Annotated in this window: 14 protein-coding genes and 2 pseudogenes; 6 read left to right on the top strand and 10 right to left on the bottom strand. The window is 69.9% G+C overall.

From position 1 onward, the window contains the following. Positions 1–75: 75 nt before the first annotated feature. The 4 genes and pseudogenes from ACRWNM_RS06415 to ACRWNM_RS06400 form a co-directional block, all read right to left on the bottom strand. A complete protein-coding gene (locus ACRWNM_RS06415; protein WP_431964435.1) occupies positions 76–855 on the bottom strand; it encodes a DNA-formamidopyrimidine glycosylase family protein in 780 nt (259 codons plus the stop codon). Positions 856–870: 15 nt separating this feature from the next. After that, positions 871–3711, bottom strand: a pseudogene (locus tag ACRWNM_RS06410) (Lhr family ATP-dependent helicase); the annotation flags it as partial. Between the two features lie 306 nt (positions 3712–4017). Continuing rightward, a pseudogene (locus ACRWNM_RS06405) lies at positions 4018–5919 on the bottom strand (DEAD/DEAH box helicase); the annotation flags it as partial. A 150-nt stretch (positions 5920–6069) separates the two neighbouring features. Further along, on the bottom strand, positions 6070–7713 hold the full coding sequence (locus tag ACRWNM_RS06400) for an acyl-CoA dehydrogenase family protein (protein ID WP_431964433.1): 1644 nt from the start codon (positions 7711–7713) through the stop codon (positions 6070–6072). Between the two features lie 41 nt (positions 7714–7754). Between ACRWNM_RS06400 and ACRWNM_RS06395 the strand changes: the two genes are divergently transcribed. Further along, positions 7755–8354 carry a TetR/AcrR family transcriptional regulator gene (locus ACRWNM_RS06395; protein WP_431964431.1) on the top strand — a complete coding sequence of 200 codons (600 nt, stop codon included), beginning with the start codon at positions 7755–7757 and terminating at the stop codon, positions 8352–8354. 103 nt (positions 8355–8457) lie between these two features. Beyond that, the gene (locus ACRWNM_RS06390) at positions 8458–9003 is read left to right on the top strand and encodes a histidine phosphatase family protein (RefSeq protein ID WP_431964429.1); all 546 of its coding nucleotides are present in this window, start codon (positions 8458–8460) and stop codon (positions 9001–9003) included. A 13-nt stretch (positions 9004–9016) separates the two neighbouring features. On the opposite strand, the gene ACRWNM_RS06385 is transcribed toward ACRWNM_RS06390, so the two are convergent. Then, positions 9017–9637, bottom strand: coding sequence for a TetR/AcrR family transcriptional regulator (locus tag ACRWNM_RS06385; protein WP_431964427.1), 621 nt, complete (start codon positions 9635–9637; stop codon positions 9017–9019). Positions 9638–9705: 68 nt separating this feature from the next. Here ACRWNM_RS06385 and ACRWNM_RS06380 point away from each other — a divergent pair, with 68 nt between their 5' ends. Both ACRWNM_RS06380 and ACRWNM_RS06375 read left to right on the top strand, forming a co-directional pair. Next, entirely contained in the window at positions 9706–10653 is a 948-nt protein-coding gene (locus tag ACRWNM_RS06380) for a patatin-like phospholipase family protein (protein WP_431964425.1), read from the top strand. Next, on the top strand, positions 10650–11489 hold the full coding sequence (locus ACRWNM_RS06375; protein ID WP_431964423.1) for an SDR family oxidoreductase: 840 nt from the start codon (positions 10650–10652) through the stop codon (positions 11487–11489). Before ACRWNM_RS06380 ends, ACRWNM_RS06375 begins: the two co-directional genes overlap by 4 nt. Before the next feature lie 122 nt (positions 11490–11611). Here ACRWNM_RS06375 and ACRWNM_RS06370 read toward each other — a convergent pair whose 3' ends face one another. Then, entirely contained in the window at positions 11612–12325 is a 714-nt protein-coding gene (locus ACRWNM_RS06370) for a MerR family transcriptional regulator (protein ID WP_431964421.1), read from the bottom strand. A gap of 63 nt (positions 12326–12388) precedes the next feature. Here ACRWNM_RS06370 and ACRWNM_RS06365 point away from each other — a divergent pair, with 63 nt between their 5' ends. Continuing rightward, the gene (locus ACRWNM_RS06365; protein WP_431964548.1) at positions 12389–12898 is read left to right on the top strand and encodes a DUF6194 family protein; all 510 of its coding nucleotides are present in this window, start codon (positions 12389–12391) and stop codon (positions 12896–12898) included. Between the two features lie 131 nt (positions 12899–13029). Here the strand turns inward: ACRWNM_RS06365 and ACRWNM_RS06360 are convergent, their stop codons facing one another. The 3 genes from ACRWNM_RS06360 to ACRWNM_RS06350 are packed head-to-tail and all read right to left on the bottom strand — an operon-like array spanning position 13030 to position 13943. Beyond that, positions 13030–13263, bottom strand: coding sequence for a hypothetical protein (locus ACRWNM_RS06360; protein WP_431964419.1), 234 nt, complete (start codon positions 13261–13263; stop codon positions 13030–13032). Further along, positions 13260–13757, bottom strand: coding sequence for a DUF4254 domain-containing protein (locus tag ACRWNM_RS06355; RefSeq protein ID WP_431964417.1), 498 nt, complete (start codon positions 13755–13757; stop codon positions 13260–13262). The genes ACRWNM_RS06360 and ACRWNM_RS06355 overlap by 4 nt, the downstream gene beginning before the upstream one ends. A gap of 6 nt (positions 13758–13763) precedes the next feature. Continuing rightward, positions 13764–13943, bottom strand: a complete 180-nt coding sequence (locus ACRWNM_RS06350; protein ID WP_431964415.1) for a hypothetical protein — start codon at positions 13941–13943, stop codon at positions 13764–13766. Between the two features lie 272 nt (positions 13944–14215). Here ACRWNM_RS06350 and ACRWNM_RS06345 point away from each other — a divergent pair, with 272 nt between their 5' ends. Continuing rightward, positions 14216–15580, top strand: a complete 1365-nt coding sequence (locus ACRWNM_RS06345; RefSeq protein ID WP_431964413.1) for a hypothetical protein — start codon at positions 14216–14218, stop codon at positions 15578–15580. Here the strand turns inward: ACRWNM_RS06345 and ACRWNM_RS06340 are convergent. After that, complete coding sequence (locus tag ACRWNM_RS06340; RefSeq protein ID WP_431964411.1) at positions 15564–16028, bottom strand: NUDIX hydrolase; 465 nt, start codon at positions 16026–16028, stop codon at positions 15564–15566. The two genes, ACRWNM_RS06345 and ACRWNM_RS06340, sit on opposite strands and share 17 nt — an antisense overlap. Positions 16029–16104: the final 76 nt, after the last annotated feature.

Below are 16104 nucleotides of genomic sequence, written 5' to 3'. Positions count from 1 at the left end.
CGATTGGCAACCGATTGGGGCCGTGTCCTACCGACGCTCACAGAGAATGCGAAACAACTTCCTTGGGCTGCGCCCTCAGGCCGGTTCCGGTTGGCAGCGAGGGCAATAGTAGATGCCGCGCTCGCGCTGCGTGATGCGATCCGAGGCCGGGTTCGTCTCACCGAGCGGCCGCACCTCGATCCGGGTGCCGCAGCGTTGACACGGACGACGCTGGCGGCCGTAGACCAGCGGTCGCCACGGCGGCCGGTGCACCGCCTCGGTGAGCACCCGGTGCGCCTCGTTGACCAGGGCGAGCAGATCCGGCACCGCGGCGACCGGGGTGGCCGGGTGCACTCTGCGGAGGAAGCAGACCTCGCTGCGGTAGATGTTGCCGATGCCCGCCAGATTGCGCTGATCGAGCAGGGCGAGGCCGACGGGTTGCGCGGGATGTCGCGCCAAGCGCCGAACCGCCTCGGCCGCATCCCAATTCGCGCCGAGCAGATCGGGGCCGAGGTGATCGGTCGCGGTGTGCTCGTCGGCGCGGCGCAGCACCTCGACAGTGCCGAGCGAGAAGCCGACGGCCTCGGTGTCGTCGGTGCCGAGCACCACGCGCGCGCTCACCCGCGGCCGGGTCCAGCGCTCGCCCACGCAGTAAGTGCGCCACTCCCCCTCCATCTTCAGATGGGTGTGGATGCTGGCGGTGGTGGTGCGGATGAACAGGTGCTTGCCGTAGCTGCCGACCTCTTCCACCAGATCGCCGACGAGATCCACCGTCGCATAGCGCGGCACCCGGAAATCGCTGCGCACCAGCGTCTTTCCGGAGAGCGCGAGCCGCAGCCGATGCGCGGTCAGAAAGACCGTGTCACCCTCGGGCATTCACCTCTCCCGCCGTCACGGTTGCCTCCGCAGGCGCAGCCCGCGCGGCGTGGCGGAGAAACCCGCCTCGGCGAGGAAGCCCGCGAAGGTGTTGCCGTGCACCGATTCTCCGTCCACCCGGTCGATCACCAGTGAGTCGACCCTCCGGCGGCGGACCAGCTCGGCGAGTTCCGCGGCGGCGGCCTGGCGCGCGTTCGGGTCCTCGGTGAAGGTGAGCAGCGTCTTGCCGCCGCGCTCGAGATAGAGCACGAGGTCACCGTCCACCAGCACGACGAGCGCGCCCGCCTTGCGGCCGGGGCGGTGGCCGCTGTCGCCGTCGCCCTTGGGCCAGCCGAGGGCCGCGCCGTACGGATTGGCTGGGTCGCAGGCGGCTATCGCCAGCGCCTTGCCCCGCCGCGCCGGATCGCCGGAGCGGGCGCGGTCGGTGTCGAAGGAGCGCAGCCGGTCGACCACGTCGGTGGTGGAGAACTGCGCGCCGCCGAGCGAGTCGACGAAATAGCCACGGCGGCACCGGCCGCGATCCTCGAATTCGGTGAGCACCCGGTACATCAGCGCGAAACCGCCCGCCACGCCCTCGTTCTGCACCGATCCCCTGGTCAGCACGCCGTAGCGCTCCAGAAGCATGTCCGCCGTGGCGTGCGCGCGAATCGTGTTGTCGGCGACGCGTTCCGGCAGCAGCGACCAGCGCCCGGCGACCGCGGGCGGACCCGATCGGGTCGGCATGCTCGGGCGGGGCAGGTAGGCGCGGCCGCGTGGTGCGCGACGCGGCGTCCGGTGCGCGGTCGTGGTGCGCGAGGTGCCCGCGAGCAAGGCGCGCACCGGCGCGAAGGTGTCGCCGGAGACCACCCCCGCCCACACCAGCTCCCACAGGGCCGCGGCCACCGCCGTGTCGTCCAGCAGGCCGGTGGCGTCGGAGAGCTGACGGAAGAAGTACGCGCCGCCGCCGTGCAGTACCGGAGGCAGCCGGATGGGCTCGGCATCGGCGCGGAGCGCAGCACCGGCCGGATGCTCGTCCGCCGACGGCGCGGAACCATCGAGCGGCGAGGCGGTGTCTCCTAGGGTGAGCTGTGTCCGCGCCGCCAAGGACGCGCCGAGCGCGTCGAGCAGGCGCAGGTGTGTCTCGGACAGCTCGATCTCGTCCGGCGGCGCCAGCGTGAACGAGGCCTGCTCGGCCAAGTGCAGCGCGATCCACCCGTCCTTGGCCGTGATGGCGCCGTGCCCTGACCACACCACCTCGCCGGTGGCCATCAGCTCGTCCAGCATCGCGGGCGAATAATCGCGGACCCGGGCGGGCAGGATCAGCGACTCCCACGCCGAGGCCGGAATGGGCACTCCGGCAAGCTGTTCCACCACGGCCGCGACACCGTCGACGCCGCGCAGCTCGCCGGTCTCGACATGCTGCCAGGACGGCAGGAAGCGCCCGAAGGCCGCGGTCGCGACGGGCTCCACCTCGTGCCGCGCCGCGGCGAGCGACCGCCGTCGCAGCCGCCGCAGCACCTGGGTGTCGCACCATTCGGCGCCGTTGGCCCCCGGCGTGAATTCGCCTTCCACCGCCCGCTTTTCGGCTACCAGGCGATGCAACGCAGTAGCGGCGACGGCGGGGCCGATACCGAAGCGCGCGGCGACGGCGTCGGTGGTGAACGGTCCGTGCGTGCGGGCATAGCGGCCGACCAGGTCGCCGAGCGGGTCGGCGACCGGTTCGATGAACGCGGCGGGAGTGCCGATCGGCAGCGGGACGCCGAGCGCGTCGCGCAGGCGGGAGGCGTCCTCGACGGCGACCCACCAGGTCCGGCCCGCGAACGAGACCTCCAGCGCGCGCCGGGCTTTCGCGAGTTCGCCGAACCAGGGACGCGGGTCGGCCGCGGGTTCGTCGACCGCACCCGAATCCGCCCCCTCGTCGGCGGCGCTGGGCACCGCGTCATCGACAAGGCTCGGCACCGCCTCATCGGCACCCTGCGGCCGCTCATCATCGACCTCGTGCGCTGACGCACCATCGACCCCGCGCAGCTGCACATCACCGGCAGCATGCGGCAGCGCACCGTCGACACCCTGCGGCCGCACCGCACCGACACAGCGCAACGCCGCCTCTTCCGGGGTCAGCGGCCCGAGCAAGCGCAGCAGGTCCGCGAGGCCCTCGGCGTCGCGCGCGCGGCGTTCCGGCGTGAGCCGTTGCAGTTCACGCTCGGTCTGCGCCAGCACCACCGGGTCGAGCAGCTCACGCAGTTCGACGCGGCCCAGCAGCTCGGCGAGCAACCCGGAATCCAGCGAGAGCGCGGCGGCCCTTCGCTCGGCCAGCGGACTGTCACCCTCGTACATGAACTGGCCGATGTAGTCGAACAGCAGCGCGCCCGCGAACGGCGAGGGCGTCGCGGTCTCCACCTCGACCAGTCGCACCTGCCTGCGCGCGACCCGGCCGAGCAGATCCCGCAGGTTCGGCAGATCGTAGACGTCGCGCAGGCATTCGCGCACCGTCTCCAACAGGATCGGGAAGTCGGGGAACTTGCGCGCCACGTCCAGCAGCTGCGCCGAGCGCTGCCGCTGCTGCCACAGCGGGGCGCGTTTGCCCGGATCGCGCCGTGGCAGCAGCAGCGCCCGCGCCGCGCATTCGCGAAACCGGGACGCGAAAAGCGCGGAGCCGCCGACCTGTTCGGTGACGATGTCGTCGATCTCGTCCTGTTCGAAGACGAACAGCTCCGCGCCGGGCGGATCGTCGGTGGTGTCCGGCAGCCGCACCACGATGCCGTCGTCGGAGGCGGTCGGCGCGGCGTCCACGCCGAACCTTTCGCGCAGCCGGGAGCCGACCGCGAGCGCCCACGGCGCGTGCACCGGCAGACCGTACGGCGAATGCAGCACCAGCCGCCAGTCGCCCAGTTCGTCGCGGAACCGCTCGACGATCAGCGTCCGGTCGGTGGGCAGCTGACCGGTGGCGGTGCGCTGATCCTCCAGCAGAGTGACGAGATTCGCGGTGGCGTTGTCGTCGAGTCCGGCGGCGCGGGCGAGGCGGCCGAGGCCGTCGGTCTCCACATTCGGTGCGGAATCGCCTGCGGCGCCGCCTTTCCCACGTTCGGCGCGCCGGGACGTGCCCTTCCGGGATGCGGACGGTCCCTCGGCGGCGGCCGTCGGGGCGACCGGTCTGGTGAGCGCCTGGGCGGATTCCCGACCCGCATTGCGGATGAATTCGCCCAGCGCCGCGCCCAATTCGGCGGGCCTGCCGAGGCCGTCACCGTGCCAGAACGGCAGCCTGCCCGGCTGTCCGAAGGCGGGCGTCACCATGACCCGGTCGAAGGTGATCTCCTCGATGCGCCAGCTGGTCGCGCCGAGGGCGAACACGTCACCGACGCGGGATTCGTAGACCATCTCCTCGTCGAGTTCGCCGACCCGTGAGTTCCGTTCGCCCACCATGTACACCGCGAACATGCCGCGGTCCGGGATCGCGCCGCCGGAGGTCACCGCCAGCCGCTGCGCGCCGGGGCGGCCGGTGAGCGTGCCCGCGTCGCGATCCCACACCAGCCGGGGGCGCAGTTCCGCGAATTCGTCGGAGGGATAGCGGCCGGAGAGCAGGTCGAGCACCGACTCGTAGGCAGAGCGCGGCAGCCCGGCGTAGCTGCCGGTCCCGCGCACGATGTCGAACCAGGCGTCCACGTCGATCGGTTCGAGCGCGCAGGCCGCGACCGTCTGCTGGGCCAGGATGTCGAGCGGGTGGGCCGGGATCTGAATCGCCTCGATCTGCCCGGTCACCATCCGCTGCGCGGCGACGGCGCAGTGGATGACGTCGGTGCGGTGCTTCGGGAACAGCACGCCGCGGGAGATCTCGCCGACCTGATGACCAGCGCGCCCGATGCGCTGCAAGCCGCTCGCCACCGAGGGCGGCGCCTCGACCTGCACCACCAGGTCGACCGCGCCCATATCGATACCGAGTTCCAGGCTGCTCGTCGCGACCACGCAGCGCAGGCGACCGCTCTTCAGATCGTCCTCGATGAGCGCGCGCTGCTCCTTGCTCACCGATCCGTGGTGCGCGCGGGCCAGCAGCTGGTCGGCCCCGTGGATCACCTCGGTGGACGCGCCCAGCTGCGCGGGCGGCGCGTGCGCTGTGTCGATCGGATCACCGAGCCGGGCCGCGTAGGCCTCGTTGAGCCGGGCCGTGAGCCGTTCGGCCAGCCTGCGCGAATTCGCGAACACGATCGAGGAGTTGTGGTCCAGGACCAGATCGACGATGGCCTCGTCCACGTGCGGCCAGATCGAGCCCGGCTGATCGGATTCTCCGGGCTCGGTCATGTCCGCCACCGGCACCCGCACCGACAGGTCGAAGGTCTTGGGGGCGGGCGGGGACACGATGGTGATCGGCGCGTTGCCCACGAGGAACCGGCCCACCTCCTCCGGCGGGCGCACGGTGGCCGAGAGTCCGATGCGCTGGGCGGGCCGCTCGGTCATCAGATCCAGCCGGGCCAGCGACAGCGCCAGGTGCGAGCCGCGCTTGGAACCGGCGATGGCGTGCACCTCGTCCACGATCACCGTCCGCACGGTGCGCAGGGTCTCGCGCGCCGCGGAGGTGAGCATGAGGAACAGCGACTCCGGCGTGGTGATCAGGATGTCGGGCGGCGTGCGCTGCATCGCGCGCCGGTCAGCGGCGCTGGTGTCGCCCGAGCGCACGCCGACGGTGATGTCGGGCGGGTCGAGACCGAGCCGTTTGGCGGTCTGGGTGACGCCGACCAGCGGCGCGCGCAGGTTGCGCTCCACGTCCACCGCGAGCGCCTTCAGCGGCGACACGTACAGCACCGTGGTGCCCGCGTGCTCGACCTTGCCGTCTCCGGTCTCGCCACCTTGACGGCGCGTCCGGCGCTGGGCTGCCTCGCGGTCCCGGCGCTCCCGCGCGGCCAGTTCGTCGATCGCCCACAGAAACGCCGAGAGTGTCTTGCCCGAGCCCGTCGGCGCGACCACCAGGGTGTGTTCTCCGGCCGCGATGGCCTGCCACGCGCCGAGCTGGGCCGAGGTCGGCGCGGGGAAGGCGCCGTCGAACCATTCCTGGGTCGCGCGGGAGAACATGGCGGTGGAGAAGGTGGCCATGCGATCAGTCTGCACCCCGCCACCGACAGGCACCCGGCCGCGCGGCGGCAACCGGCCGCTCGGAGACGCAGTCGCCGTCGAGCCGGGTCGAGGAAGGCATCAACGCCGCCTACAACCTCTCGGACGAACCCGAAAGCATGGCCACATCGACTAGATGACTTTGGGGAGGGCCCGTTCGATGATCGGGGTGGTGTCGAGGGCTGGTGGCAGAGTTCCGTAGGCGGTTCCCCAGTCGCGGTGCAAGCGGGTGGCGCAGAACGCATCCGCCACCGCTGGGTGTCCGTGCCTGACCAGGAGCGAGCCCTGCAGGGTGAGGGCCATGGTTTCGACGAGGCGCCGGGCTCCGGCTTGGACACCGTCCAGATCGTCGGTGGTGAGCAGGGCGCCGAGTTCGGTGCGCAGACGATCGGCGGCAGCATCGAGGTTCCGGTCGGCGCCGGCGGCTTTGTCGACCTCGGCGAGGAAAGCGGCGACCGTCTCCGGCTGTTTGGCCATGGCGCGCAGCACGTCGAGCGCCGCGACGTTGCCGGAGCCTTCCCAGATCCCCAGCACCGGAGCTTCACGGTAGAGCATGGGCATCCCCGATTCCTCGACATAGCCGTTGCCGCCGAGGCATTCGAGGGCTTCGGCGATATGCGCCGGCCAACGCTTGCACAGCCAGTATTTCGACACGGCGAGCGTGAGCCGTTGGAAGTGGTCCTCGGCCTCGTCGCCGTTCTTCGCCCGGTCGGTCGCGGCCGCGAGCCTGGTCATCAAGGTGGTGGCAGCCTCGGCCTCGACGGCCAGATCCGCCAGGACATTGCGCATGAGCGGCTGGTCGATGAGCTGGCGGCCGAACGCACGGCGGTGAGCGGTGTGGTGGATAGCTCGAGTGAGGCCGGCGCGCATGCCCGAGGCTGCGCCGATCACACAGTCCAATCGGGTCAGGTTGACCATTTGGAGAATCGTCGGCACACCGCGGCCTTCCTCCCCGACCAACCAGGCCGTCGCTTCGTCGTACTCGACCTCGGCGGAGGCGTTGGAGTGGTTGCCGAGTTTGTCCTTGAGCCGCTGCAAGTGCATGCGGTTGCGGGTGCCGTCGGGTAGGACCCGCGGGAGCAGGAAGCACGACAGCCCGCCGGGCGCCTGGGCCAAGAGCAAGAAGATGTCGCTCATCGGCGCCGAGGTGAACCATTTGTGTCCGGTGACCAGATAGGAGCCGTCGGGCTGCGGGACGGCACGAGTGGTGACGGCGCGCAGATCCGAGCCTCCCTGCTTCTCGGTCATCGACATACCCGCGATCAGGCCCGCCTTGGTGAGCGGCGGTCGAAGCCCGAAATCATAAGACCGCGAGACCAGAAGCGGCTCATAGGAACTCGCCAGGGCGGGGCTGTGCCGCAGCGCGGCCACGCTGGCATAGGTCATCGATATCGGGCAGATGTGACCGGCCTCCGTCGGCCAGACGTACAGCTTCGCCGCCCGAGCGAGATGTGCGTAGGGCCGGTCGTCGTCCCAGGCCGATCCGTGCAGCCCGTGGCCGACCGCGCGAGCCATCACCTCGTGCCAGGCGGGGTCGAACTCGACCTCGTCGATGCGGTGCCCATACCGATCGTGGGTGCGCAGGACTGGTGGATGAGCGTTGGCCTGCCGCGCCCACGCCTGGACCCGTTCCGAGGCGGCCATGGCGCCGACCTCCCGAACCTCGGCCTCGGCCTCGCCGCCCCCGTCCCGGTGCAGACCTTCCAGCAGAGCCGGATCGTCGGCCGGATTGTGGCCGGTCAGCGGGGGAACCTGGTTGAAGACCACATGGGTCATTACGTCTCCCAAACATAACGTAGTTGTGTTACGCTAAAACCATGGCACGCGCACCACTGGGACGTCAACAGCTCCTCACCGCGGCTAGGGCCGAGCTCGTAGCCGGGAACGGCAACCTCGACCTCGCCTCGGTCACCCGGCGAGCCGGGGTCACGAGCGGCGCTCTCTACCACCATTTCGGGTCCAAGGCCGGACTGGTCACGGCGATCTACACGGCGTTCTACGACGGTCTCGACGAGCTCTTGTCCGATGAGGGACTGCCGGACGAGTCCGACTGGAGCGCACGGGAGCGCGAACGCACGCGCCGGATCGTCGACTACCACTTCGCCGATCCGCTGGCCGAGATCTTCCTGAATCGCGCGGCCCCCGATCCGCAGATTGCCGAACTGGAACCTCTGCTGATCCAGCGCGTCAGTGACGCCACGGCACGCAACATCCGGCGCGGCCAGCAACTCGGCCAACTCGACGCCGACATCGACCCCGACAGCGCGGGCGCCTACATCATCGGCGGACTGCGTCACGCACTGGCGCAGCAGCTACGAACCGTGCCACGCGTGTCCACGGAGACGGCCACCGCGCTGCTGTGGCGATACGTCGCAGCCACCCTCGGCCTCACCACACCGGAGCGAGGACAGATCTGACGCGCGCCCGGAAGGCAAACCGCGCGCTACTAGGTGGCACCCGTCGAGCCACCTAGCGAGGGATAAGGGCCCGCTCGCGGGCGGCGGGTAATACGCTTCCACCGTGCAGAAGGTGCTCAGACTCGACCTGGTCAGCCATGGCATGACCGAGGCGATGCGAAAGGCACGCTTTCCAGTCGACGAATCTCTCACCGAGGCGGGCCGCCGCGCCATCGCCGCCTGCACGCCGCTGACCGCGCCGCGAGTGCTCACCGGACCGGAGCGTCGCACCGTCGAGACCGCTGCCCTGCTCGGCCTGCCCGGCGAGGAGGACGACCGGCTGCGTGACCTGGACGCGGGCGCGTGGCGCGGCGGCGAGCTGATGTCGGTGCCGCAGGACGAGCTCTACGCCTGGCTGACCAACCCGCAGTTCCGCGGGCACGGCGGGGAATCGGTGACCGACGTGATCGAGCGGACCAGGTACTGGATGGCCGAGATCGCGTCCGCGGGCATGTCCACCGTCGCCGTGACCCACCCCGCGGTGATCCGCGCGGCGCTGCTGGTGACCCTGGACGCCCCGCCGAAATCGTTCTGGCGGATCGACATTCCGCCGGGCAGCGTCACCCGGCTGCACTATCGCGGCGAGTGGACCCTGCACTTCCCGCCGTGAACGTGGCGAGTACTCATTCGGCGGCGCGCACGGGCGTCGACCGTTCGGCGACGCTCAGCAGCAGCCGCACCGCGTCGGTGATCAACCGGGCCGACAGGGACGGGTCGATGGCGCGCTGAATGCCGAGCCCGAGACCGAGGCTGAGCACCGTGGCCGCGGCGTCCTCGGCGGGCATCGGCAGGACCAACCCGAGGCTGTCCGCCAGGGTCTGCAACTGCGCGGCCACCGCGCCGCGCACGGCGCCGAGGCTGGACACCAGCGCGGCCCGCAACTCGGGATCGTCGCGGGAGAGCGTGGCGAATTCGAACTCGAGCATGGTCCAGCCGACGTCGCCGAGGGTGTGTTCGGCCCAGTCCTGAAGTCGCGTGAGCCGGTCGTCCAGGCTCTCGTCCGCGGAGACGAGCTCGGCGACCTCGCCGAACTTGGTGGCGTGGATGTGCTCGAGCACCTCGAGGCACAGCTCCTTCTTGGTGCGGAAGTTGGAGTAGACCGCGCCCTTGGAGTAGCCGGCCTCCTCCGCGACCCGCTCCATCGAGGTCTTCGCGTAGCCGTCGGCGAGGAAGAGATCGCGCGCCGTCGCGACCAGATCGGCCCTGGTGCGGGCCTGACTCTCGGAGCGGGTCAGTCGTGCCATGCGGCGATTCTACGTACCGTGAGATTTCGGATACCGAGAGAATTTGGATTCTGCTAGTGTGCGAAACCATGGGTAACAACAACGGGACACAGCGACGTGGCCTGGCCATCGGGTGCGGAGGCACGGTCGGCGCCGCCTGGATCGTCGCCGCACTGGCCGCCGTGCGCGACGCGCTCGACTGGGATCCGCGCGAGGCCGACGTCCTGATCGGCACGTCGGCGGGCGCGGAGCTGGTGGCCATGCTCGGCAGCGGCATCGGCGTCGAGGAACTGGTCGCCATGCAGGAAGGCCGGAGCACGAACCCGATCCTGCTCGAGCACATGCGCGACGCGCCGGGACGATTCCCGCCGCTGCCCCGCCCCCGCCTCGGCGCACCGCGGCTGAGTCTGCGCGCGGCGGGTTCGGCGCAGCGGCTGCTCACCGCGGGCAGCGGCCTGCTGCCGATCGGCGGCGGCGACGCCGGCTGGTTGCAGCGGCTCGCCGAGCGGCTCAACCCGGGCCGCGACTGGACGCCACACCCCGCGACGTGGCTGGTCGCCATGGATTACGCCACGGGACAACGGGTTCCGTTCGGCGCGCCGGACGCGCCCGATGCCACACTCGGGGCGGCGCTGCGCGCGTCCTGGGCTATCCCCGGCTGGCTGCCGCCGGTCTCGATCGCCGGACGCCGGTTCGTCGACGGTGGCGCCGGATCTACCGCGTCGGTGGATCTGCTCACCGGGCAGGGCTTGGACGAGGTCGTGGTGCTCGCACCGATGGCCTCCGCGGCGCGAGTGCCCGCCACCGGTCCCGGCCATTTCCTGGAACGTCAGCTGCGCGACCGGATGAGCGCCCAGCTCGACGCGGAGATCGCCGAACTGCGCGCCGGGGGCACCCGGGTGCTGCTGCTCGGCGCGACCGCCGAGGACCTCGCGGTGATGGGCCCCAACTTCATGGACGGCCGCCGCCGTCTCGACACCTTCCGGCACAGTCTGCGCAGCACTCGCCGCGCCCTCGAACAAGGAGCGTTCGCATGAGAATTCTCGGTCACGGATATCCAGCCATCGATGTGCGGGACGCCCGGGTGCTGATCACCGGCGCCGGGCGCGGCATCGGCCGGTCCACCGCCCAGATCTTCGCCGACGCCGGAGCCGAGGTGGCCATCGCCGACGTCGACACCGCAGCAGCCGAAGCCGCGGTAGCGGCCATCGGCGCCCGCGCCTTCGAGCTCGACGTACGCGTCCGCGACCAGTGGGACAAGGCCGTCGCCGAGCTCGGTCGCGTCGACATCCTGGTCAACAACGCGGGCGTGATGCCGGCGGGCGCGTTCCTGGACGAGCCCGACGCGGTCGGCCGCGCCACCATCGACATCAATGTCTGGGGTCTGATCCACGGAATGCGCGCGGTGGCGCCGGGGATGATCGCGCGCGGGCGCGGACACATCGTGAACGTCGCCTCCCTGGCGGGCAAGCTCCCGATTCCCGGCCTGGCCGTCTACAACGCCAGCAAGTTCGCCGCCGTCGGCCTCTCGGCCGCAACGCGTTTGGAGTTCGCCGAGCAAGGCGTGAGCGTCAGCTGCGTGCTGCCCTCCGCGGTGCGCACCAGGCTGTCCTCGGGCCTGACCCTGGGGCGCGGGATGCCCACCGTCGACCCGGAAGACGTCGCCGCCGCCATCGTCCAGACCCTCCAGACGCGCAAAGCCGAAGTGGCCGTGCCGAATTACCTCGGTCCTCTCGACATCGCCCTGGCCGCCGCGCCGGAACGCGCTGTCCAGTTGGTTCGCAAACTCTTCGACGGCAACCGTGCGCTGAATCCCGCCGACACCGACGTGCGGGCGAAGTACGAGGAACAGGTCCGCGAGATCACGGACTGAACCATCCCCTCGGTATCGGCATCGAAATCCTCTGGCACGCACTGTCATCGATCAGCATCGTCTGTGCGTCGACGGCCTCGCGCGCCCCGGGCCGTCTGTGCCAGGCACGGTCTGAGGAACGATCACCTCGATGCGAGCACCATGCCGAGCGCGGCGGCGCCGTCCAGCAGGGCGCGCGAGCGGGCATCGATGCTCGCGTCTCGCGCGGCCAGCACGGCTGAGATCTCGTGCCATCTGTTCGCGCGGCGCAGTTCCGGCATCAGGGCGCGCAACGGGCCGATCCGGTAACCAGCCCGCCGCAGTTGGTTGACGATCCGCGCGTCTCGGACATCGCTCGGCGTGTACTCGCGCGCCCCGCGCGGACTGCCGCGACGCGGCGCGAGGAGTCCCTCGGATTCCCAGTGCCGCAACGCCGACGGCCGCACGCCGAGCGCACCGGCGAGCTCGGCGACGCTCATCGAATCGGCAGGCCGGACGTCGTCCATCGGCTCGACGGTGATCGCACCCGCCGCCCGCTTGGCCAGCTCCAGTTCCCGGCGCTCGGTGTCGAGCCGGGCATGCGCGGCGTCCAGGAGCGCGAGCAGGTCCGAGCCCGGGTAGGCGTGCGCGGCGCGCATGATTCGCTTGGCCTCCACCGGGCCCGCGCCCACCGCGAAGGCGCGATAGGCCACCGCGGAATGCAGGTGCGATTCCGTGTAGGTCCGGTAACCGGCGGCGGTGCGTGTCGCCGGAGGCAGGACGCCGTCGCGTTCCAGGTTGCGCACCTGCTGGACGGAGCACCCCACCCGTCTGGCGACATCGACCGTGCGCAGTCCAGGCGATTTGCGACTTGTCACGTCGACAACTCGGCGGTCGCGGACCGAAGTCTCCACAAGCACATGAATGAAACGCTAGAACACATGGAGATGGACGAGATCATCGAATTCGTCGCGGGACTCGACGGAGTCCTGACATTGAAGCCGCAACCCGGCGACGGCTCCCCCGAAATAAGCTGGGGCGACGCGTTCTTCTATTTCGCACCCGACGGCGTCGTCCCGCGAACGCAGCCCTTCGCCACGATCCTGACGAAGGACTACCCCGGCGACGAGACCTCGCGCCTGAGCCGCCCCGACACCTTCCGCGTGAACTTCTTCGCCGGAAAGGACGCCTTCCAGAACTGGACCGGCCGCACACCCCGCGACCCCGCCCCGGAGGACACGGACCCAAGCGCCACCGACATCGTCATGGCGCACCCGGTCTACGGCGGCCAGGGGTGGCTTGCCGCGGTGAATCCGGGCCCGCGCACGGAACCAGCGGTCCTCGACCTACTTCGAGCCGCCCACGACCTCGCCCGCTCCCGCTGGCACCGCCGCGCCGGGAACGATCAGCCCGTGCCCGACCAGCCGATACCCGATCGACCCGGCTCCTGATCGAGTTCGGTACCGCGCCGGATCGCTCCCGCGCATTGCGGTATTCGCCCTCGCGCACGTCTTCGCGAAGGATGGCCTGTTGCGCGGAGTGTGGACCGGCAACGGTTTCGAGTTGTAGGTGCTCGGCTGCATCAGCGGTTCCTTCCGTTCGACGGCGGGCATCGAACGGCCGAAGTGGATGCGCGGTGTGCGCCAGGCTCCCGGCCGGGCGTGATGCGATAGCCCTGGCGGACGAGGCGGTCCTGGATCTGCTGCACCTTCGGTCTCGGCGGTTCGTCCTCGGTGCGGAGGCCAACGGCGAGGATCGCGGCGATCATGACGGCCAGGGCGATCAGGACGAGGGGATCGTGTTGGAGCAGAGTCATTTCGGGGTCTCCGGGATGAGGTCGCGAACCGGCGGCCGGGGCTGTCTCGTGCGCTGGCCATCGACGGCCTCGGTCACGAGATCAGCCCAGCGGGTGGCGAGGTAGCCGACGTGCGACCACGCTCGGTGGAGTTCGTCGGCGGTGTGTTCGGCGCCGAGGACGAGTTCGGCGGCGACGTGTGCGGCGGCCATGCCGTCGACCGCCCGGCCGTAGCCGGTCGCCTGCGACCAGGGTTGGCGCGGTTGGATGTGCACGGCCACCCAGTCATCGATCAGAGTGCACAGTGCGCCGCGACGGCCGTCGATCCGGGTTTGTGTGGCGGGGTCGATGATTCGGGTCCGGTGCAGATGAGCCAGTGCGTGTGCCCACCGCAGCACGAGGTGGTCGCCGGGCTGATGTCCGGCGGCGCCGCGGAACGCGGCCGAAAGCTCACGCCATCCAGGAAGCGTCGGCCGGGAACCGTAACCGGCCGCCCGAACGATGTCCTCCGACATTGCCGCTCAGCCCAAAATCGTCGAGACGCGGGAGAGCGCGGCCAGATACTGGCGGCAGCGCGGGCCGTGCTCGGCGTGCTGCGACAGCACCAGCGCAGCGCGCTCGCGGTCCATGACGATCGGCGGACTTGCGCAGTCCCCGTGTTCGGTTTCCCACTGCTGTATGCGGTTCATCAGCGACGACATTTCGTGCCTCTCCCCTGCGATGGTTAGGGCACACCGGCACCGGTCCGACCGCGCCGAGCCATGAGCCCTACACGACGTCCCGTGCGGCCGGTTCACGTATCCGAGACGAGATAGAGGAAACGCCTGCGGTCCGGCACCGGTGTGCAGATCCAGGCAACCGCGTGGTCGTCGTTCTAGGTAAGGCGCGCATGTCAGGCAAGTGTGTGCACAGGGGGTGTGTACGAGAGGGCAATTCTGGCCAGCCAGCAGATCTGCGTGCCAGACTCCGAGGTATGGGACGCCAGCCCAAGCAACCCAACCGGCAGTTGGCTGAGCTCATCGAGGAAACTCGGCTCAGCCGAAAAGGACTCGCGCGCAGGGTGGTGGAGCGCGGCCGTGCCGTGGGCATCGAACTCGGATACGACCACACCGCAGTAGGCCGATGGGTCGCCGGTGAACAACCCAATCCCCCAGGGCCACAGCTCATCGCCGAGGTGCTGACTGAAGTCGCCGGACGCCGCGTCACCCCAGCCGACTGCGGAATGGTGAGCAGTCCGGTACCAGCCGACCTGGGATTGGAGTTCTCGTTGAGCCTCGCAGAGGCAACCGCCGCTGCGACCGCACTATGGAGGAGTGATGTGGAGCGCCGCCGCTTCCTCGTCGGAGCGTCCTACGCCGTGGCTGTCTACCCGGCCGCGTCGATGCGCTGGCTGACAATGCCCGGCCCAGAACACCCTATGTCCGGCAAGGGCTTTCGACGCATCGGGCAGGCCGATGTCGACGCGGTGCGCACGATGTCCGCAGCGTTCCGCGACTTGGACAACCGGGTGGGCGGCGGCAAAGTCCGTTCGACCATTGTCCACTACCTTCACACCTCAGTGGCTCCCCTGCTGCACGGCAGCTATCCGGAGCCGATCGGCCGCCAGCTGTTCGCTACCGCGTCCGAGCTCACCAAACTCGCGGGCTGGGCCGCCTACGACCTCGAGGAGCACGGTCTGGCGCAGCGGTATCTGATCCAGGCCCTGCGAATGTCCCGAGCCGCCGGAGACGCCGCTCTCGGCGCCGAAATTCTCGCGGCGATGAGCCACCAGGCCACCTATGTCGGTCGCCCCGGGGACGCTGTCGACCTAGCGCGCGCGGCCCAGATCGCCGCGCGCACAGCAGGATTGGGAGCACTCGAATCCGAGTGCCACATGGTGGAGGCTCATGGGCACGCCGCACGATCGGACAGCTCGCTCTGCGCGAGCTCGCTCAATGCCGCCGAGCGGGCGTTCGGTCGCGTCGACAGTGCTCGGCCGCCGTGGCTCGACTACTTCGACGAAGCCTATCTGTCGGCAAAGACTGCACACTGCTTCCGCGACCTGGGTGACCATGCCAGGACGGCGCATTTCGCCGAGCAGTCGCTGGACATGTCCGAGGGTTACACCCGGGGTCGCTCGTTCAATCTATGTCTGCTGGCCTCCGCCCGCGCCGACGAAGACCCGCATGAAGCTGTGCGCATCGGCTCCGAAGCCTTGGCGATCGCGGCCGGGCTGGAATCCCAGCGCATCCTCGCTTATCTGCGAGAGCTGCGACATCGGCTCATGCCGTACGAGGAGTTGCCCGACGTTGCCCACTTCCGCGAGCAGGTACTTGCCGCCGCTACAGGAGCAGACTGAGGGCCCGGTACACCGCAACGACAGTAGCCGCTCCGACGATCTCGCCGCGTTCGATCATCCGCGCCGCCTCCTCCAGCGGAATCCAGCGGATATCCTCGGCCTCGTTGATATCTGGATGCGTGTCGGTCAAGTCGGCACCGCGGGCAAGATAGATCTCCTGCGGGTGGTCCAGCGTGCCGATGGCGGGTTGGTAGGTGACGAGGCGTTCCATGGTCCGCGGGCGCCAGCCCGTCTCTTCTTCGACCTCGCGGGCCGCGGCGAAGGCGACGTCCTCGGCATGGTCGACATAGCCGCCCGGCAACTCCCATACCCATCGGTCGATGATGAACCGGTGCCGGTATACCAGCAGGACCTCGCGATTCTCGTTGAGGACCAGCGTCATCGCGCACCGCGGCATCCGCGCAACGTATTGGGTGAACTTCACGCCGTCGGGCAGCTCGACGTCCACGGTCGAGAGGCGAATGTGCCGGTTCTCGTCCACCACGGTTTCGCCGTGGATTGTCCACTGGGTACGACTCACACTT

The organism is Nocardia sp. bgisy134 (genome assembly GCF_965341865.1).
In the GTDB taxonomy this organism is placed as follows: domain Bacteria; phylum Actinomycetota; class Actinomycetes; order Mycobacteriales; family Mycobacteriaceae; genus Nocardia.
Note: the sequence above shows the minus strand (reverse complement) of the source record. Positions and strands in the feature narration are given on the sequence as shown.

What these genes read in the sequence shown, in the direction of transcription:
- ACRWNM_RS06345 (WP_431964413.1), top strand. Translation starts at nt 14,216, where the DNA reads ATGGGACGCCAGCCCAAGCAACCCAACCGGCAGTTGGCTGAGCTCATC.
- ACRWNM_RS06375 (WP_431964423.1), top strand. Translation starts at nt 10,650, where the DNA reads ATGAGAATTCTCGGTCACGGATATCCAGCCATCGATGTGCGGGACGCC.
- ACRWNM_RS06365 (WP_431964548.1), top strand. Translation starts at nt 12,389, where the DNA reads ATGGAGATGGACGAGATCATCGAATTCGTCGCGGGACTCGACGGAGTC.
- ACRWNM_RS06350 (WP_431964415.1), bottom strand. Translation starts at nt 13,943, where the DNA reads ATGTCGTCGCTGATGAACCGCATACAGCAGTGGGAAACCGAACACGGG.
- ACRWNM_RS06385 (WP_431964427.1), bottom strand. Translation starts at nt 9,637, where the DNA reads ATGGCACGACTGACCCGCTCCGAGAGTCAGGCCCGCACCAGGGCCGAT.
- ACRWNM_RS06355 (WP_431964417.1), bottom strand. Translation starts at nt 13,757, where the DNA reads ATGTCGGAGGACATCGTTCGGGCGGCCGGTTACGGTTCCCGGCCGACG.
- ACRWNM_RS06360 (WP_431964419.1), bottom strand. Translation starts at nt 13,263, where the DNA reads ATGACTCTGCTCCAACACGATCCCCTCGTCCTGATCGCCCTGGCCGTC.
- ACRWNM_RS06400 (WP_431964433.1), bottom strand. Translation starts at nt 7,713, where the DNA reads ATGACCCATGTGGTCTTCAACCAGGTTCCCCCGCTGACCGGCCACAAT.
- ACRWNM_RS06395 (WP_431964431.1), top strand. Translation starts at nt 7,755, where the DNA reads ATGGCACGCGCACCACTGGGACGTCAACAGCTCCTCACCGCGGCTAGG.
- ACRWNM_RS06380 (WP_431964425.1), top strand. Translation starts at nt 9,706, where the DNA reads ATGGGTAACAACAACGGGACACAGCGACGTGGCCTGGCCATCGGGTGC.
- ACRWNM_RS06415 (WP_431964435.1), bottom strand. Translation starts at nt 855, where the DNA reads ATGCCCGAGGGTGACACGGTCTTTCTGACCGCGCATCGGCTGCGGCTC.